The following is a 16,682-nucleotide window of genomic DNA, read 5'->3' as shown; positions in this document are numbered from 1 at the left end:
CCTCCCGTTTCGCGACGGACCGGCTTCTCGTGGCCGGCGTATCGCGCGAAGCGAATCGATACATCTTAAATTTAGTTCACGCGGGCGTTTAGAGGAATCGCTCTTGAATCCGCGCGCCGTGCATGCGACGGCCGTTCCTACAATGCCCGAACATTACAAGAGGAGACGCGGTCGCGCGGCGGTGCCGGGCGCCCTCCATGACACGACGGAGACGTGACATGCAATACGACTACATCATCGTCGGCGGCGGTTCGGGCGGGTCGAGCCTGGCCGGCCGTCTCGCCGATGCCTGCCCCGATGCGACGATCGCGCTGATCGAGGCCGGCTCGCATACGGAGCGCAACCTGCTCGTCAACATGCCGGTCGGCATCGCGGCGCTGGTGCCGTTCAAGCTCGGCACGAACTACGGCTACGAGACGGTGCCGCAGCCGGGCCTCGGCGGGCGGCGCGGCTACCAGCCGCGCGGGCGCGGGATGGGCGGCTCGAGCGCGATCAACGCGATGATCTACACGCGCGGCCATCCGGGCGACTACGACGAGTGGGCGCAGCTCGGTGCGACGGGCTGGGGCTGGCAGGACGTGCTGCCGTATTTCCGCCGCGCGGAAGGCAACGAACGCGGCGCCGATGCATGGCACGGCGCGGACGGCCCGCTGACGGTGTCGGATCTGCGCTTTCGCAATCCGTTCTCCGAACGATTCATCCAGGCCGCGCACGCGGCCGGCTATCCGCTGAACGACGACTTCAACGGCGCGACGCAGGAAGGCGTCGGCTTCTACCAGGTCACGCACCGCGACGGCTCGCGCTGCAGCGTGGCGCGCGCGTACATCTACGGCCGCAACCGGCCGAACCTGCACGTGATCACCGATGCGACGGTGCTGCGCGTCGGCTTCGACGGCAAGCGCGCGGTCGGTGTCGCGGTATCGCGCAATGGCCGCGTCGAGACGCTCGGCGCGCGCGCGGAGGTGATCCTGTCGGCCGGCGCGTTCAATTCGCCGCAGCTGCTGATGTGTTCGGGGATCGGCCCGGCCGAGCAACTGCGCCGGCACGGGATCGCGGTCGTGCAGGATGCGCCGGACGTCGGCACGAACCTGATCGACCACATCGACTTCATCATCAACACGCGCGTGAATTCGTCGGAGCTGGTCGGCGTGTGCGTGCGCGGGATCGCGAAGATGACGCCCGCGCTCGCGCGCTATTTCTCGAGCCGCACGGGAATGATGACGAGCAACGTCGCGGAGGCCGGCGGTTTCATCAAGAGCGATCCGTCGCTCGAGCGTCCCGACCTGCAGCTGCATTTCTGCACGGCGCTCGTCGACGACCACAACCGCAAGATGCACTGGGGGTTCGGCTATTCGCTGCACGTGTGCGCGCTGCGGCCGTTCAGCCGCGGCACGGTCGCGCTCGCGAGCGGCGATGCGCGCGACGCGCCGCTGATCGATCCGCGCTTCTTCAGCGATTCACGCGATCTCGACCTGCTCGTGCGCGGCACGCAGGCGATGCGCCGCATCCTGTCGCAGGCGCCGCTCGCGTCGCAGGGCGGGCGCGAGCTGTACACGCGGGCGGACCAGAGCGAGGCCGAGCTGCGCGCGACGATCGTCGCGCATGCCGACACGATCTACCACCCGGTCGGCACGTGCCGGATGGGCTCGGATGCGCGTGCGGTCGTCGATCCGCAGTTGCGCGTGCGCGGCGTCGAAGGGCTGCGGGTGGTCGATGCGTCGGTGATGCCGACACTGGTCGGCGGGAACACGAATGCGCCGTCGGTGATGATCGGCGAGCGCGCGGCGGACTTCATCGTCGCGGCGCGCAAGGGCGGGGTACCGCGCGGCGAGGCGGCTGCCGCGGTGCACGGCCGCTGAGCGCGGCGCGCGCACGGCAGCGGCCATGCTCAGGCAAACGTATCGACGAGGCCGGCGCGGCTCACGCTCGCGGCGGCCGGTGCGGATTGCGCAACGTCGGCCGGTGCATCGACGGCTGACGGTTCGCCGTTTCCGCGCCGCGACGACTGGCCGCCGGAGAAGGTCTGTTGCGGGTTCTGCTGCGGGGAAGCGAAGCCGCCGTCGCTGACGGTCGTGCTGCCGAGCCCGAGCCCGCCCGCTTCCATCGCCTCGCGCAGCTTCGGCAGCGCGGCTTCGACGGCTTCGCGCACCTGTGCGTGCTGCGACACGAACAGCGCGTGCGCATGGTTGTCCGCGACGCGCAGCACGACCTGCAGCGGCCCGAGATCGGGCGGGTTGAGCGTCAGCTCGGCGCTCTGCTGGTGCGCATTCGACAGGAACACGACCTTCTGGCTCAGGGCGTCCGTCCAGTCGGCGCTGCCGACGTGCGGCGCGAGCACGTGCGCGTTGGCGGAGGCGATCGCACCGGCGGCCGGCGACAGCTGCAGGTTCGCCTGCGCGGCGGCCGCGGCCGTTGCGCCGGCCGCGAGCGTCGCGCTGGCGGCCGGATCGGTCGCGTCGCCGGCGGCCGCGAGGGCATGCTGCGCGCCGGACTGCGCGTTCGCGTCGGCCTGCAGCGCCTGCGGCGTGGCCTGGGCCGGCGCCTGCTGGGTGGCGAGCGCGCCTTTCGCATCGGCGAGCGTACGGTCGAACGTCGGCACCTTCGGCGTCAGCGGCGCGGCGGCGCTCGACGCGGTAGCCGCCGGCGCCGAGGTCGTTGCCGCTGCGGACGTGCCGGTTGCCGGCAGCGCGATCGCGCCCGCACCGCCCGTCAGCTTGGCGAGCGCGGCTTGCAGCGCGTCGCGGCTCGACGCCGGTTCGAGCGGCAGGGCAGCCGTATCCCGGGTTGCATGATCGGCCAGCGTCGCCGTGGCGTCGGGCTGGCCGGACACGGCCGTTTTTTGCGTCGTGTCGGCGACAGCGGCAGCGGCGGCGGTGCCAGCCGCATCGGCCGGCGTCGTCGCGTTGTCCGTGCGCGCCTGCAGTTGCGCCTGCACGGCCGCGGCGGCCGCGAGCGCGGCGGCGTCCGGACTGGTCGTCGCGTTCGCGGCGTCGGTCGACTTGTCGTCGTCGTCCGTGCCCGACGGCTTCGTGCCGGCGGCCGGCTTCGACGCGGCCTGCGTCGTCGACGCATCGGGCGCGGCGGTACTCGACGCGTCGCGACGCGTGACGACGCTTTGCTTCAGCGTCTGCGCGAACGGCACGGCGGTCGCGGTCGCCGATGCATCGTTGCCGGCGGCGGACGAACCCGCGCCGCGGGCGGCCTTGAGTGCGGCGCCGGCGGTATCGAGCAGCGCGCCGAGCAGGGGCAGGGGAGGCATGTCGGTTCTCTCGTTCGAATGCGGTGGTCGGTTACGACGAGCGGGCCGCGTCGGCCCGCATGCGCAGGATCTTCGCGGCGTGTTCGTCGGCGTCGCGCTGTTCGCGCCGGGCCTCGCGCGTCGCTGCCTGCGCGACGCCGCGCGCCTGCAGGATTTCATACGAGCCGACGGTGCGTTTCTTTTGCTGCCAGTTCGGGCGCGCTTCGTCGATGCGGACTTCGGCGGCGGCCAGCACGTTGCGCTGCTGCGCGATCGCCGCGTCGAGCGTGTCGATGAACGCCTGGAAATTGCGCCAGTTGCCGGCCGGCATCCCGTGTTGCGCGGACTGCGCGAAGCGTGCGTGATATTCGTCGCGGTAGCGCAGCAGCGCGTCGAGCTGTTCGGCGGCCGCGGTGCGGTCGCGCTGCGCGGTGCCGAGCTGCTTCGCGGCCGAGTCGAGGTCGTCCTGCGCACGGTCGAGCAGCAGTTGAAGGGGAAAGCCGTGAGCCATCGGGATCAGCCTCCGTAAGCGTCGAACAGCGCATCGAGCGCGGCGAGGCTCGGTGCGAACGGCGCGCATTCGCGAAAGCCCTGCTGCAGGAATGCCTCGATGCGCGGATAGAGCGCGATCGCGCGGTCGAGCTGCGCGTCGCGGCCGGGTGCGTAGGCGCCGACCGCGATCAGGTCGCGATTGCGCTGATAGCGCGACAGCATCTGCTTGAACTGCCGTACATGATCGAGATGGCCTTCGTCGATCAGCGCCGTCATCGCGCGGCTGATCGACGCCTCGATGTCGATCGCGGGATAGTGGCCGGCCTCGGCGAGCGCGCGCGACAGCACGATGTGGCCGTCGAGGATCGCGCGCGCCGAATCGGCGATCGGATCCTGCTGGTCGTCGCCTTCGGTCAGCACCGTGTAGAACGCGGTGATCGAGCCGCCGCCCTCGGGCCCGTTGCCGGTGCGCTCGACGAGCGCGGGCAGCTTCGCGAACACCGACGGCGGATAACCCTTGGTCGCGGGCGGCTCGCCGATCGCCAGCGCGATCTCGCGCTGCGCCATCGCGTAGCGCGTCAGCGAATCCATCAGCAGCAGCACGTGCTTGCCCTGGTCGCGGAAATACTCGGCGAGCGAGGTCGCGTACGCGGCGCCCTGCATCCGCAGCAGCGGCGACACGTCGGCCGGCGCGGCGACGACGACCGAGCGCGCGAGCCCGTCCTCGCCGAGGATCTGTTCGATGAATTCCTTCACTTCGCGGCCGCGTTCGCCGATCAGCCCGATCACGATCACTTCGGCGCTCGTGTAGCGCGCCATCGTGCCGAGCAGTACCGACTTGCCGACGCCCGAGCCCGCGAACAGGCCCATCCGCTGGCCGCGGCCGACGGTGAGCAGCGCGTTGATTGCGCGCACGCCGACGTCGAGCACGTGGTGGATCGGCTCCCGATCGAGCGGGTTGATCGACGGCGCCGACAGCGGCGCATCGACTTTCGCGGTGAGCGGGCCGAGGCCGTCGAGCGGGCGGCCCGACGCGTCGACGACGCGCCCGAGCATCTCCCAGCCGACCGGCAGCCGCTTCGCGCCCGCGAGCGGGTCGGCAACGGGCGCGGCCTCCCGCGGCCACACGCGCGCGCCGGGCAGGACGCCGGCGACGTCGGTGGTCGGCATCAGGAACAGGCGGTCGCCGGCGAAGCCGACGACTTCGGCTTCCGCATGCGGCAGCGTGCTGCCGGGCGGCAGTTCGATCGTGCATTCGGCGCCGACCGACAGGCGCAGCCCGATCGCCTCGAGCACGAGGCCGGCCGCGCGCGTGAGGCGCCCGCAGGGCCGCAGCGGCAGCGCGCGGTGGCTGCGCGCGGCGAGCCCGTTCAGGTGCGTGCGCCAGTGCGCGAGATGCGGATTGTGCGGCGCGCGCGGGGCGGCGGCAGCGGTGTCGGCGCCCGCGTGCGGCGCGGCGGAGTGAGCGGTATCGTGCGCGGCGGCCGGCCCGAACGACGCGAGCGCGAGCTCGCGCTCGAGCGGCGTCATGCCGTCGTGCGCGAGCGCCTCGGGCGGCCGCGTTACCACGTGCTCACCTTGCCGATCGCGGCGGCGACGCGCTGCCAGCGGGTGGGCAGCGTCGCGTCGACCTCGCCGGTCGCGGCGTGCGCGCGGCAGCCGCCGCGCTCGATCGACGCGTCGGTGCGCACGGTCCAGCCGAGCGTATCGAGATCGTCCTGCAGATAGGCTTCGACGACGGGCAGGTCGGCCGGATTCACCGCGAGATGTGGCGCGCCGGACAGCGCGGGTTCGGCCGCGAGCACGTCGCGCACGGCCGCGACCAGCGCGGCCGGGTCATGCTTCACGTGCTGGCGCACGACCTGCTGCGCGATGTCGAGCGCGAGCTGCGCGATGTCGGACGCGAGATCGTGCTCGATGTTCGACACGGCCTCGCGGAACGATGCGGCAAGCGCCGCCAGCTGCGCGGCCTGTTCGCGCGCGTCGGCCTGGCCGGCCTCGAAACCCTGTTCGCGGCCCTGCTCGAAACCGGCCTGATAGCCGAGCGCCTGGCCTTCGACGTGGCCGGCGGCATGGCCTTCGGCGTGCGCGGCGTCGCGCACGCGCTGCAGGTCCTTGGCGAGCGCGGCGGCAGCGGCCGCCGCGTCGTCGGGCGGCGGCGGGGGCGGCGGCGGGTCGAACGACGCCATCTCCCACCGCTGGTACGCGGTGAGGGTGCCCACGCGATCGCTCGCCGAATCAGACATACGCGTCTTCCGCCTTGCCGCCGATCACGATCTGGCCGCTCTCGGCGAGATTGCGCACGATCTGCAGGATGCGGCGCTGCTGCGTCTCCACTTCGGACACGCGCACCGGGCCGCGCGCGTCGAGATCCTCGGCGAGCAGTTCGGCCGCGCGCTGCGACATGTTCGCGAGGAACTTCTGGCGCAGGGCGGGCGGCGCGCCCTTCAGCGCGATGATCAGCGTTTCCGACTCGACTTCCTTGAGCACCATCTGGATCGCGCGATCCTCGAGGTCGAGCAGGTTCTCGAATACGAACATCTGGTCGACGATCTTCTGCGCGAGATCGGCGTCGTACTGGCGCACGCTTTCGAGCACGCCTTCCTCGTGCACGCTCGTCATGAAGTTCAGGATCTCGGCCGCGGTGCGGATGCCGCCCATCGGGCTGCGCTTCAGGTTGTCGCTGCCGGACAGCAGGCCCGTCAGCACGTCGTCGAGTTCGCGCAGCGCGGCCGGCTGGATGCCGTCGAGCGTCGCGATCCGCAGCAGCACGTCGTTACGCAGCCGCTCGGTGAAGCACGATGCGATCTCCGATGCCTGGTCGCGGTCGAGGTGCACGAGGATCGTCGCGATGATCTGCGGATGCTCGTTCTTGATCAGTTCGGCCACGGCGCCCGAGTCCATCCACTTCAGGCCCTCGATGCCGCTCGTGTCGCTGCCCTGCAGGATGCGGTCGATCAGCACGCCGGCCTTGTCCTCGCCGAGCGCCTTCGTCAGCACCGAGCGGATGTAGTCGCTCGAATCGAGCGACAGCGCGGTGTGCTGCTCGGCTTCCTTCGCGAACTCCTGCAGCACGTCCTCGACCTGCTCGCGCGTGACGTTCTTCAGCGCGGCCATCGCGGCGCCGATCTTCTGGACCTCGCGCGGCGCGAGGAACTTGAATACCTGCGCGGCCTCTTCCTCGCCGATCGACATCAGCAGCAGCGCGCTCTTGGTCAAGCCTTCAGCGTTCATCGGACACCCAGTTCTTCACGACGGTGGCGACGATCTTCGGATCCTGGCGGGCGATCGTGCGCGCGTAGTCGAGGTTGCGTTCGTAGCGGTTCTTCTCGGTTTCGAAGCCGAGCAGCATCGTGTCGGGCTCCTCCGTCTTGGCCGGCGCGGGCAGGCCGTCGAGCGCGACCGGATCCTCCGGCGCCGCGAGCGCCGGCGCGGCCGGCTCGGGCGGCGGGAACGCGCGGCGCATCGCCGGGCGCACGAACATGAAGTAGAGCGCCGCCGCGGCCGCCGCGATGCCGAGCCACTTCGCGGCTTCCTTCGCCATCGCGATCATGTCGGGCTGGCGCCACCACGGCAGGTCGGCATACGGGTCGCTCGCGGTCGAGAACGCGCTGTTCACGACGTTCACCGAGTCGCCGCGCTTCTCGTCGTAGCCCATCGCGTCCTTCACGAGCTGCTCGACCTGCGCGAGCTTCGCGGGCGGCAGCGGCTGCATCGTCACGTGGCCCTTCGCGTCGGCGACCGGCTGGTAGTTGACGACGACCGCGACCGACAGCCGCTTCACGCTGCCCATCGGCTGTTCGAGGTGACGGATCGTCTTGTCGAGTTCGTAGTTGGTCGTCTGGTCCTTGCGGTCGCTGACCGGCGTCGTCTGCGGCGCGTTCTGGCCGTTGCCGGCGACCACCGGCGCGGACGCCGGCTGCGGCGGCGTGTTCGACAGCGCGCCCGGCACGCCGGAGGCGCCGCCCTGCGCGAGTTCGGTCGAGCTGCTGGTCTGCTGGCTGCGGATCGCCGATTGCTGCGGATTGCCGTTCGGGCCGTAGCTTTCGGACGTCTGCTCGACCTTCGAGAAATCGAGGTCCGCGCTGACCTGCGAGCGCGCGTTGCCGGCGCCGAAGATCGGCGCGAGGATCGCGTCGATGCGCTTCTGCGTGTTGCGCTCGACCTGCTGCACGTACTTGAGCTGGCTCGCGTCGAGGCCGGAGGCGGACGCGGTCTGGGTCAGCAGGTTGCCGTCCTGGTCGACGATCGTCACGTTCTTCGCGGGCATGTCGGGCACGCCGGACGACACCATCCGCGTGATCGCCTGGACCTGTCCCTCGTCGAGCACGCGGCCCGGGTAGAGGTCGACGAACACGGACGCGCTCGGCGCTTCCTTGTCGCGCACGAAGACCGACGGCTTCGGGATCGCGAGATGCACGCGCGCGCTGCGCACGGCGTTGATCGATTCGATGGTGCGCTGCAGCTCGCCTTCGAGCGCGCGCTGGTAATTGATCTGCTCGGCGAACTGGCTGATGCCGAATTTCTGGTTGTCCATCAGCTCGAAGCCGACCGAGCCGCCCTTCGGCAGGCCCATCGCGGCGAGCTTCAGGCGCGTTTCGTGCACCTGGTTCGACGGCACGAGGATCGCGCCGCCGGCGTCGGCGAACTTGTAGGGAACGTTTGCCTGCTGGAGCGCGGCAATGATCGCGCCGCCGTCGCGGTCCGACAGGTTGCTGTACAGCACGCGGTAGTCGGGCGCGCGGCTCCACAGCACGAGCGCGGTGATCGCGGCGATCGCGAACGCGACGGCGATCAGGAACGGCAGCTTCGGGTTGCCCTTCATCCGCGAGATGCCGGGAATGCGTTCCGCGAAGCCGCCCAGCCCGAAGTCAGCGCCGGCGACACCCGCGCCCGGCAGCGCGGCGGCCGCGGCGGCGCCGGGCGCCGGGCTGGCGAGGCCCGCGCGGGCGTCGGGGTTGATCAGCGAGTTGGCCTGCGAATCCATGCGTCGAGTTTCTCCGGAGCGGGACCACTGAGCCCGCTCGGACGAGCGGGCGGACAATGACACGATGCGATTATCGGGATCCCACGCGCACTCCGATCGACCGAAAAGAGCGGGGTTTCCCCCGTACTTTCTCGGCTTTGACAGGCGGCGCGCTGCTATCCTTTTTTGCGATCCGGCATGGTGCGCGTGGTGCGGCGCCGGCGGAACGCCCGGTGCGTCCGGGTCTCTTCTCTAAGTCTGGGGACAGCATGACTGCGAACGTCAGCGGAATCGGTTCGGTGTTGCAACAGATGCAGTCGATGGCCGCGCAGGCGTCCGGCGGCGTCGCGAGCCCGACGGCGGCGCTTGCCGGCTCGGGCGCGGCGACGGCCAGCACGTTCGCGAGCGCGATGAAGGCGTCGCTCGACAAGATCAGCGGCGACCAGCAGCACGCGCTCGGCGAGGCGAAGGCGTTCGAGGTCGGCGCGCCGAACGTATCGCTGAACGACGTGATGGTCGACATGCAGAAAGCCAACATCGGCTTCCAGTTCGGACTCCAGGTCCGCAACAAGCTCGTGAGCGCCTACAACGACATCATGCAGATGTCGGTGTGACGGGCGTGCCGGGCGGGGCCGGCGGGCCGGCTTCCCGAGCCGGCGGCCGCCGCTTGCGCCTAAAGGTTTTCAAATCCCTTCCGATAACTCCGGAGAAGGCCGCGCCGTGCGATGCACGGCGGCGGCGACCGTATAGCCAAGGCAAGACAAGGAGAAGCGCATGTTTTCCCCAGGGCACGCTGGAGCCAGTGCATACGCGCGTGTCGGCGTCGAGACGGGGGTGATGGGCGCCTCCCCGCACCGGCTGATCGCGATGCTGTACCAGGGCGCGCGGCAAGCGATCGCGCTGGCGCGCATGCATTTGCAGCAGGGCAACGTGCCCGCGCGCGGCGACGCGATCGGCAAGGCGATCCGGATCGTCGAGAGCGGCCTGCAGGCATCGTTGAACCACGACGCGGGCGGCGAGATCGCGGACCGGCTGGGCGCGCTGTATGCGTATATCGGCCGGCGCCTGCTCGACGCGAACGCGCAGGCGAGCGACGCGATGCTGGTCGAGGTCGACGGGCTGCTCGCGACGCTCGAGGAAGCTTGGACGGGCATCGCCCCGGAAGTCGCGCGGATGGCCGCGCAACAGGCAGCGGAAGCATCACGATGAATCACAAGGCCGAATACTTCGCACGTTACGAGGCGCTCGCCGCCGTGTCGGGGCGCATGCTGTGCGCCGCCCGCGGCGCCGACTGGAGCGCGTTGCCGGGGTTGCAGGCCGAATTCATGCAGCTTGTCGACGGGCTGAAGGAAGCCGATCCGGGCGTCGCGCTCGACGAATCGGATCTCGGCCGCAAGCTCGACCTGATCCGCCGCATCCTGGCCGACGACGCGGCGATCCGCGATCTCGCGAGCCCGGACGTCGCGCGGCTGTCCGCGCTGTTCGAGGCGCGGCGCTCGACCCAGGTATTGACCGATCTCTATCGCGCGCGCGGCTAGGGCCCGTCGACGGGAGAGGCCGGCGCGCCGTACCCGCGGATGGCACCGGCGTGCCGTGCCCGGATTCGCAACGAAGTGGCTGAGGTGAGCAGGCTCCGATCATGACCGGTATCGACTCCGTTGCGGCCGCGCTGCTGGCAAGCCGCCTCGACAGCCTGCTGACCGACACCGTATCGGCACCCGCCGGCGGCGGCGCGACCGCGCAGGTCGGCACGCCGGGCAGCGGTGCGCCGTCGTCGTCGCCGGCCGGCAGCCCGCCGGCCGCGCCGCCGGCCTCCACGCAGACCGCGCTGTCCGACGTCGGGCGCGTGCTCGACGCGATTTCACGCGCGGGCGGCGATGCGACGCCCGCGATTGCCGGCCGCACGCCGCTGCTGGCCGATCCCGCCGTGCTGCTGACCGATCCGGCCGTGCCGGCGCCCGTTGCCGCCGCCCCCGCGTCGGCTGCATCCGCGCCGGCTGCGCCGTCCCCGCCGGCCTCCGCGGCGGCATCGTCCGCCGCGGCCGCCCGTGAAGCGGCCGCGCCGCTGCCGGTCGCCGCGCTGCGCGCGGCGCTCGCGCAGGCCGTGAGCGAGAGCGGCCTCTTCTACGAATCCCATCTGGCGCAGTGGCTGGCCGGCCAGCGTCCGCTCGCGGCGCTGATGCGCGAGCCGCAGGCGCGCCTGACGGCCGCACTCGCGCCGGCCGATCCCGATGCGTTGCCGTCCGGTTCGACCGATGTGCTGGACGAGCTGCTGGCGCAGCGTCCGCCGCCGCCTGCGACCGCGCGGGCGGCCGCGCAGCCGGGTACGCCGGCGCAGGGCGGGGGCGCGGCCCGCGATCCCGCGCAGGCCCTGCCGACGGCCGCCCGGCAGGGCGCATCGTTGCCGCCCGATCCCGCCGATCCGCTGGGCACGCATGCCGACACGCGCTGGACACCGGCGCGGGCCGACCTGGCTGCCGCATCGTCCGATCCGCAGGCGCAGACGCTTGCGACCGTCCATCCGGCCACCGTGCCGATCGTCCGGCAGCAGCTCGATGCGCTCGCGACCGACCAGTTTCGCTGGACCGGCGAGGCCTGGCCGGGCGCGCGGCTCGACTGGACGATCGAGCCCGACGCGCCGGACAACCGCGGGCAGCGCGGCGGAGGGGACGACGCGGGCGACGGCATCGCCTGGCGCACGCGCCTCACGCTGACGCTGCCGTCGCTCGGCACGGTCGATGCGGAACTGGTGCTGAACGGCGCGCAGCTCGTCGCGCGGCTGCGCGCGAACCAGACGGGTGCCGAGCGTCTCACGCGAAACGAGGCCGCGCTGCGGCAGCGGCTCGAAGGGTCGGGGCTCAAGGTCGGCGGACTGTCGATCCGCGCGGTCGACGACGGGCCGGACGGCTTCGACCTGTTCGCGGCCCAGGCGGCCGCCGCCGCGTATGCGCGGGGAGCGGCCGGCGCCCCGCCGACGCAGGTGGCCGACGACGAGGCGCCGCGATGAGCATGACGTCCCGCAAGCGCGCGGCCGCGCTCGTCTACGACCCGAAAGGCGGCGACACGGCGCCGCGTGTGGTTGCGAAGGGGTATGGCCTGCTCGCCGAGATGATCGTCGCACGCGCGCGCGACGCGGGGCTGTACGTGCATACGGCGCCGGAGATGGTGTCGCTGCTGATGCAGGTCGATCTCGACGACCGGATTCCGCCGCAGCTCTACCAGGCCGTCGCCGATCTGCTGGCGTGGCTGTACGCGCTCGATCGCACCGAGGCCGGGCCGGACGACACCGCGCCGCGCTTTCCGCTGCCGCCGCTGCGCTGAGGCGCCTGGCGTCGCGCGACTTCTTACGAAATGCTGTCTCGGCCGTGTCGCGCCAGTCCGACGGCATTTGCCGCATATCGATCGGCATCTCCGTGCAACGCGCACTCATCAGCCGAATCTCTCCATGCATGATGGGCCGCCGCCGGCGACCGTGACGGATTGAGCCGGCGATCGATTTATGTAATGATATCCATTCTCATTTTCATGTTGCCCGGCCGGCGCGCACGCACTGCGCGCCGGCCGTTGTTTTGAACGAATGGAACCTTTCGCGTGAACGCGCCCGAAACGATCGACCCGCCCAAGACGGGCATGCCGCGCGCCGGCGTCACCGTGCTGCACCCGGCGGGCCGCCCGCTCAGCGACGACGAACTGGCCGCGCGCCGCCAGCGCTCGCGGCGCGCCACCTTCATCAAGTGGCTGCGCAAGGTGCACGGCTGGGTCGGGCTGTGGGGCGCGGTGCTCGGGCTGCTGTTCGGCGTGACGGGCGTGCTGCTCAATCACCGCGCGCCGCCGCTGAAGATCCCGACCGGCGAGCCGCAGGTCGAGGAGATGCAGATCGCGCTGCCGGATCCGGTGCCGAAGACGCCCGCCGCGATGACGAAGTGGCTGCAGCAGGAGCTGCATTTCGACGGCAAGCCGGGCCGCATGCGCAAGGAGCCCGCGCAGGCCGTCGCGTGGGGCGACAAACGCGTGATGCAGCCCGAGCACTGGCAGTTCGGCGTGTTCGGCCCGCACCAGAACCTGCAGGCCGAATACTGGGTCGGCAACGGCTACGTATCGGTGAAGCGTACCGGCAATACGTTCCTGACGACGCTGAACAACCTGCATCGCGGCGTCGGGATGAACCTCGGCTGGGTGCTGCTGATGGATACGATCGCGGGCTCGCTGATCCTGCTGTCGCTGACCGGCGTGCTGTTGTGGACCGAGTTGAACAAGCGCCGCACGGTCGGCGTCGTGCTGGTGGTCGGTTCGGTCGCCGCGGCGCTGGCCGCCGGCCTGGCCTGATCGGGGTTCGCGCCGGGCGGTCGCCGGCGCGATCGTCGTTGGCCGCCGCGGCGGCTCAGAGCCCGCAGGCCGCGCCGCTGTTCGCCGCGATCTCGCGGGCGGCTTTCGCGCCTTCGACCTGCAGGATCGTCGGCAGCGACACGTGATTCTTCGCGGCCGTGACCTCGGCGAGGATCGAGATCGCGATTTCCGGCGGCGTCCTGCTGCCGATGTAGATGCCGGCCGGCCCGTGCAGCCGGCCCAGTTCCGCTTCGTTCAGGTCGAATTCGCGCAGCCGTTCGCGCCGCGCCGCATTGTTGCGCCGCGAGCCGAGCGCGCCCACGTAGAACGCGGGCGTCTTCAGCGCTTCCATCAGCGCGAGATCGTCGAGCTTCGGGTCGTGCGTCAGCGCGATCACGGCCGAACGCGCATCGAGCTTCATCTCGAGCACCGTATCGTCGGGCATCGTGCGCACGACGCGCGTGCCCGGCACGTCCCACGCATCCGTGTATTCCTCGCGCGGATCGCACACCGTTACCTGGTAGTCGAGCCCGACCGCGATCTGGCACAGATAGCGTGACAACTGGCCGGCGCCGATCACGAGCATCCGGTAGCGCGGCCCGTGGATCGTCACGAGCCGCTCGCCGTCGAACGCGAGCCCGTCGGTGGCCTGGGCGGGCGACAGCGACGCGCGGCCGGTCGCGAGCGTCATCGTGCGCGTGACGAGGCGGCCGGCCTCGACTTCCGCGCACAGCGCGGCAATCCCGCTGTCGCGCGTGAGCGGCTCGAGCACGAGCTGGATCGTGCCGCCGCACGGCAGCCCGAAGCGGTGCGCCTCCTCGGCCGTCACGCCGTACTTCAGCGCTTCCGGGCGCGCGTCGGCCGCGATGCCGCTCGCGTGCACGCGGGCGATCAGGTCGTCCTCGATGCAGCCGCCGGACACGGAGCCGACCACCAGGCCGTCCTCGCGCACCGCGAGCATCGCGCCTTCGGGGCGCGGCGACGAGCCCCACGTCTTCACGACCGTCACGAGCAGCACGCGGCGCCCTTCTTCGAGCCAGCGCGCGCTGGATTTCAGTACATCGAGATCGACACTTTCCATCGTGTTTTCCTGTTGCCGGACGGCCCTTTGCCCGGGACCGTCGTTCGATGGCGGGATTATGAACCGCGCGGCGCACGCGTGCAGGCGGCGTGGCGGCCCGTGCGGGCAAATCCGGAGAATCGGGCAAGAGATCGCGACGATCGGACAGCGATCGTGCGCGGGAACCGCGCCTGGCCGGTTCGGGGGACGGGGCGCGCAGGGCCGGTGGCGGCCCCGCGGCTGTCGCGTTCGTCGTCGCGCGGCATGGGCGCGCGACGACGGCGCTCAGTGCGCGTCGTGGTGGCCGTGCGCGAGCTTCGAGTGGTGCCGCGAGTACAGGAAGTAGATCGCGAGACCGATCACGAGCCAGATGCCGAATGCGGCCCACGTGACGGGCTGCAGGTTCAGCATCAGGAACAGGCACGCCGCGACCGCGAGGATCGGCACCACGGGCACGCCCGGGCAGCGGAACGCGCGCGGCAGGTCGGGGTGCGTGCGGCGCAGCACGAGCACCGCGATCGACACCATCGAGAATGCCGCGAGCGTGCCGATGTTGATCAGTTCGGCGAGCACGTTGAGCGGCACGAGCGCGGCGATCAGCCCGAAGAACAGGCCGACGAGCCAGGTCGTCAGGAACGGCGTCGCGTAGCGCGGGTGCACGCGCGACAGCATCGCCGGCAGCAGCCCGTCGCGCGACATCGCGAAGATCACGCGCGTCTGGCCGTAGCTCATCACGAGAATCACGGTCAGCATGCCGAGCACCGCGCCGAGATCGATGAAGCCCGCGACCCACGTCTCGCCGGCAACCTGCAGCGCGTACGAGATCGGGTGCGAGATGTTCGCGTACCGGGCCGCCGGCACGATGCCGGTCGCGACCGCGGCGACCGTCACGTACAGCACCGCGCACACCGCGAGCGACGCGATGATGCCGATCGGCAGGTCGCGTTTCGGGTTCTTCACCTCCTCGGCCGCCGACGACACCGCGTCGAAGCCGATGAACGCGAAGAACATCACGGCCGCGGCGCCGAACACGCCGTTCCAGCCGTGCGGCATGAACGGCTTCCAGTTCGCGGGCGTCACGTGGAACAGGCCGACCGCGATCACGAGCAGCACGACCGACACCTTGATGAACACCATGATGTTGTTGATGCGGGTCGACTCGCGGATGCCGATCGACAGCAGCGTCGTGATCACGATCATCACGAGGAACGCGGGCAGGTTGAACCACGTGACGACGCCCGGCACGGCGCCGGGCGCGGCCGTCAGCACGGTCGGCAGCGACAGTCCGAAGCCCTGCAGCAGCGACTGCAGGTAGCCCGACCAGCCGACCGACACGGCCGACGACGCGAGGCCGTATTCGAGCATCAGGTCCCAGCCGATGATCCACGCGACGAGCTCGCCGAGCGTCGCGTACGAATACGTGTAGATCGAGCCGGCGACGGGGATCGTCGACGCGAATTCCGCGTACGACAGCGCCGCGAGGCCGCACGCGATCGCGGCGATCACGAACGACAGCATCAGCGCGGGGCCGGCCTGCACGGCGCCGGTGCCGGTCAGCACGAAGATGCCGGTGCCGATGATCGCGCCGATGCCGAGGAAGGTGAGGTCGATCGCGCCGAGCGCTTTCTTGAGCCCGGCGGCGTGCGCGCCGGCGATCATGCGATCGACGTTTTTCTTGCGGAAGAGAGACATTGCGGATGAATCGCCGGCGCGCGCAGGGGCGGCGCGCTGACTGAGTGAAAACCCGCAATTTTAGCCGATTTGACGAACAAGACCCGCTGCGGCGCAGCGGCGTGTCGCGGAATCGTCCGGAAAAACAAGCGCTTGCGCGCGAAACGGGGGGCGGTTTGAAGGCGACGCGGCACGTGCCGCGTCGTGGAATCGGACGAATCCGAGGTGGCGAGCCAATCGGGCCGGCCCAACGCCGGCGGGCCGGTCAGGCGCCGGTCGCGGGCGCCATGTCGACCAGCCGGTTGCTCATCACGTAGAACGTGAGTTCCGCGTTGTTCGACAGCCGCATCTTCTCGAGCAGCCGCGACCGGTACACGCTCACCGTCTTCACGGACAGCGACAGCGTGTTCGCGATGTCGGTGAGCCGCTTGCCCGACGCGAGCATGCAGAGCGTCTGGTATTCGCGGTCGGACAGCTTCTCGTGCGGCAGTGGCTCGTTCTCGAACGACACGTATTCGGCGAGCGCCTCGGCCATCGCGGGGCTCACGTACTTGCGGCCGGCCGCGACCTGCTGGATCGCGCCGATCATCTGCGCGGCGTTGACCGTCTTCGACAGGTAGCCGGCCGCGCCGGCCTTCAGCGCGCGTACCGCGTACTGGTCCTCGCGGTACATCGAGAACATCAGCACCGGCGTGCGCGGCAGCTTGCGCTTGAGGCGCTTGAGCACCTCGATGCCGTTGGTGTCCGGGAGCGAGATGTCGAGCAGGATCACGTCGAATTCCTGCTTGTCGACGGCCGCCATCGCGTCGCCGCCGGTCTCGGCCTCGGTGACGTCGCGCGCGATGCCGCGGTCGATCAGCAGCTGGCGAATCCCTTGCCGGACGATCGCGTGATCGTCCACGAGCAGGATGTTCAGGCTCATGACGACC

At 70.7% G+C, this 16,682-nt stretch carries 16 protein-coding genes; 7 read left to right on the top strand and 9 right to left on the bottom strand.

Annotated features, from left to right (window positions below):
• Positions 1–218 precede the first annotated feature (218 nt).
• Positions 219–1,859 (top strand): GMC family oxidoreductase, encoded by a 1,641-nt coding sequence (locus tag HWX00_RS29090; protein WP_034190267.1) that lies wholly within the window; start codon positions 219–221, stop codon positions 1,857–1,859.
• Positions 1,860–1,888: 29 nt separating this feature from the next.
• On the opposite strand, the gene HWX00_RS29085 is transcribed toward HWX00_RS29090, so the two are convergent.
• The 6 genes from HWX00_RS29085 to fliF are packed head-to-tail and all read right to left on the bottom strand — an operon-like array spanning position 1,889 to position 8,717.
• The gene (locus tag HWX00_RS29085; RefSeq protein ID WP_059561509.1) at positions 1,889–3,259 is read right to left on the bottom strand and encodes a flagellar hook-length control protein FliK; all 1,371 of its coding nucleotides are present in this window, start codon (positions 3,257–3,259) and stop codon (positions 1,889–1,891) included.
• Positions 3,260–3,290: 31 nt separating this feature from the next.
• Entirely contained in the window at positions 3,291–3,749 is a 459-nt protein-coding gene (gene fliJ / locus HWX00_RS29080; RefSeq protein ID WP_034190269.1) for a flagellar export protein FliJ, read from the bottom strand.
• A gap of 5 nt (positions 3,750–3,754) precedes the next feature.
• The gene (gene fliI / locus HWX00_RS29075; RefSeq protein ID WP_233622727.1) at positions 3,755–5,260 is read right to left on the bottom strand and encodes a flagellar protein export ATPase FliI; all 1,506 of its coding nucleotides are present in this window, start codon (positions 5,258–5,260) and stop codon (positions 3,755–3,757) included.
• A 32-nt stretch (positions 5,261–5,292) separates the two neighbouring features.
• On the bottom strand, positions 5,293–5,976 hold the full coding sequence (gene fliH, locus HWX00_RS29070) for a flagellar assembly protein FliH (protein WP_034190271.1): 684 nt from the start codon (positions 5,974–5,976) through the stop codon (positions 5,293–5,295).
• Positions 5,969–6,964: a flagellar motor switch protein FliG gene (fliG, locus tag HWX00_RS29065; protein ID WP_034190272.1), complete on the bottom strand. Its 996-nt coding sequence runs from the start codon at positions 6,962–6,964 to the stop codon at positions 5,969–5,971. The genes fliH and fliG overlap by 8 nt, the downstream gene beginning before the upstream one ends.
• On the bottom strand, positions 6,954–8,717 hold the full coding sequence (gene fliF / locus HWX00_RS29060; protein WP_034190273.1) for a flagellar basal-body MS-ring/collar protein FliF: 1,764 nt from the start codon (positions 8,715–8,717) through the stop codon (positions 6,954–6,956). The genes fliG and fliF overlap by 11 nt, the downstream gene beginning before the upstream one ends.
• A 248-nt stretch (positions 8,718–8,965) precedes the next feature.
• On the opposite strand from fliF, the gene fliE reads away from it, so the two are divergent.
• The 6 genes from fliE to HWX00_RS29030 all read left to right on the top strand — a co-directional run bounded on the left by fliE (position 8,966) and on the right by HWX00_RS29030 (position 13,022).
• Positions 8,966–9,310, top strand: coding sequence for a flagellar hook-basal body complex protein FliE (gene fliE / locus HWX00_RS29055; protein WP_034190274.1), 345 nt, complete (start codon positions 8,966–8,968; stop codon positions 9,308–9,310).
• 160 nt (positions 9,311–9,470) lie between these two features.
• The gene (fliS, locus tag HWX00_RS29050; RefSeq protein WP_034190275.1) at positions 9,471–9,905 is read left to right on the top strand and encodes a flagellar export chaperone FliS; all 435 of its coding nucleotides are present in this window, start codon (positions 9,471–9,473) and stop codon (positions 9,903–9,905) included.
• A complete protein-coding gene (locus tag HWX00_RS29045) occupies positions 9,902–10,234 on the top strand; it encodes a flagellar protein FliT (RefSeq protein WP_006486993.1) in 333 nt (110 codons plus the stop codon). The genes fliS and HWX00_RS29045 overlap by 4 nt, the downstream gene beginning before the upstream one ends.
• A 101-nt stretch (positions 10,235–10,335) precedes the next feature.
• The gene (gene fliK / locus HWX00_RS29040) at positions 10,336–11,703 is read left to right on the top strand and encodes a flagellar hook-length control protein FliK (RefSeq protein WP_175868165.1); all 1,368 of its coding nucleotides are present in this window, start codon (positions 10,336–10,338) and stop codon (positions 11,701–11,703) included.
• Positions 11,700–12,017 carry an EscU/YscU/HrcU family type III secretion system export apparatus switch protein gene (locus tag HWX00_RS29035; RefSeq protein WP_034190277.1) on the top strand — a complete coding sequence of 106 codons (318 nt, stop codon included), beginning with the start codon at positions 11,700–11,702 and terminating at the stop codon, positions 12,015–12,017. Before fliK ends, HWX00_RS29035 begins: the two co-directional genes overlap by 4 nt.
• Positions 12,018–12,287: 270 nt before the next feature.
• Positions 12,288–13,022 carry a PepSY-associated TM helix domain-containing protein gene (locus HWX00_RS29030; RefSeq protein ID WP_034190278.1) on the top strand — a complete coding sequence of 245 codons (735 nt, stop codon included), beginning with the start codon at positions 12,288–12,290 and terminating at the stop codon, positions 13,020–13,022.
• A gap of 55 nt (positions 13,023–13,077) precedes the next feature.
• Here the strand turns inward: HWX00_RS29030 and HWX00_RS29025 are convergent, their stop codons facing one another.
• From HWX00_RS29025 to rqpR, 3 genes are all read right to left on the bottom strand, one after another.
• Positions 13,078–14,103, bottom strand: a complete 1,026-nt coding sequence (locus HWX00_RS29025) for an XdhC family protein (RefSeq protein WP_059561519.1) — start codon at positions 14,101–14,103, stop codon at positions 13,078–13,080.
• A gap of 264 nt (positions 14,104–14,367) precedes the next feature.
• The gene (gene bcaP, locus HWX00_RS29020; RefSeq protein WP_059561522.1) at positions 14,368–15,774 is read right to left on the bottom strand and encodes a branched-chain amino acid transporter BcaP; all 1,407 of its coding nucleotides are present in this window, start codon (positions 15,772–15,774) and stop codon (positions 14,368–14,370) included.
• A 244-nt stretch (positions 15,775–16,018) separates the two neighbouring features.
• Complete coding sequence (rqpR, locus tag HWX00_RS29015) at positions 16,019–16,675, bottom strand: response regulator transcription factor RqpR (protein WP_049036699.1); 657 nt, start codon at positions 16,673–16,675, stop codon at positions 16,019–16,021.
• Between the last annotated feature and the right edge of the window lie 7 nt (positions 16,676–16,682).

Origin of the sequence: Burkholderia seminalis DSM 23518 (genome assembly GCF_902832885.1) — a bacterium.
In the GTDB taxonomy this organism is placed as follows: domain Bacteria; phylum Pseudomonadota; class Gammaproteobacteria; order Burkholderiales; family Burkholderiaceae; genus Burkholderia; species Burkholderia seminalis.
Note: the sequence above shows the minus strand (reverse complement) of the source record. Positions and strands in the feature narration are given on the sequence as shown.

Bases quoted from the DNA above. Each gene is read 5' to 3' on its own strand.
- HWX00_RS29025 (WP_059561519.1), bottom strand. From the start codon at position 14,103: ATGGAAAGTGTCGATCTCGATGTACTGAAATCCAGCGCGCGCTGGCTC.
- HWX00_RS29035 (WP_034190277.1), top strand. From the start codon at position 11,700: ATGAGCATGACGTCCCGCAAGCGCGCGGCCGCGCTCGTCTACGACCCG.
- bcaP (WP_059561522.1), bottom strand. From the start codon at position 15,774: ATGTCTCTCTTCCGCAAGAAAAACGTCGATCGCATGATCGCCGGCGCG.
- fliI (WP_233622727.1), bottom strand. From the start codon at position 5,260: ATGACGCCGCTCGAGCGCGAGCTCGCGCTCGCGTCGTTCGGGCCGGCC.
- HWX00_RS29045 (WP_006486993.1), top strand. From the start codon at position 9,902: ATGAATCACAAGGCCGAATACTTCGCACGTTACGAGGCGCTCGCCGCC.
- fliS (WP_034190275.1), top strand. From the start codon at position 9,471: ATGTTTTCCCCAGGGCACGCTGGAGCCAGTGCATACGCGCGTGTCGGC.
- fliF (WP_034190273.1), bottom strand. From the start codon at position 8,717: ATGGATTCGCAGGCCAACTCGCTGATCAACCCCGACGCCCGCGCGGGC.
- HWX00_RS29090 (WP_034190267.1), top strand. From the start codon at position 219: ATGCAATACGACTACATCATCGTCGGCGGCGGTTCGGGCGGGTCGAGC.
- fliJ (WP_034190269.1), bottom strand. From the start codon at position 3,749: ATGGCTCACGGCTTTCCCCTTCAACTGCTGCTCGACCGTGCGCAGGAC.
- fliE (WP_034190274.1), top strand. From the start codon at position 8,966: ATGACTGCGAACGTCAGCGGAATCGGTTCGGTGTTGCAACAGATGCAG.
- fliH (WP_034190271.1), bottom strand. From the start codon at position 5,976: ATGTCTGATTCGGCGAGCGATCGCGTGGGCACCCTCACCGCGTACCAG.
- HWX00_RS29085 (WP_059561509.1), bottom strand. From the start codon at position 3,259: ATGCCTCCCCTGCCCCTGCTCGGCGCGCTGCTCGATACCGCCGGCGCC.
- rqpR (WP_049036699.1), bottom strand. From the start codon at position 16,675: ATGAGCCTGAACATCCTGCTCGTGGACGATCACGCGATCGTCCGGCAA.
- fliG (WP_034190272.1), bottom strand. From the start codon at position 6,964: ATGAACGCTGAAGGCTTGACCAAGAGCGCGCTGCTGCTGATGTCGATC.
- fliK (WP_175868165.1), top strand. From the start codon at position 10,336: ATGACCGGTATCGACTCCGTTGCGGCCGCGCTGCTGGCAAGCCGCCTC.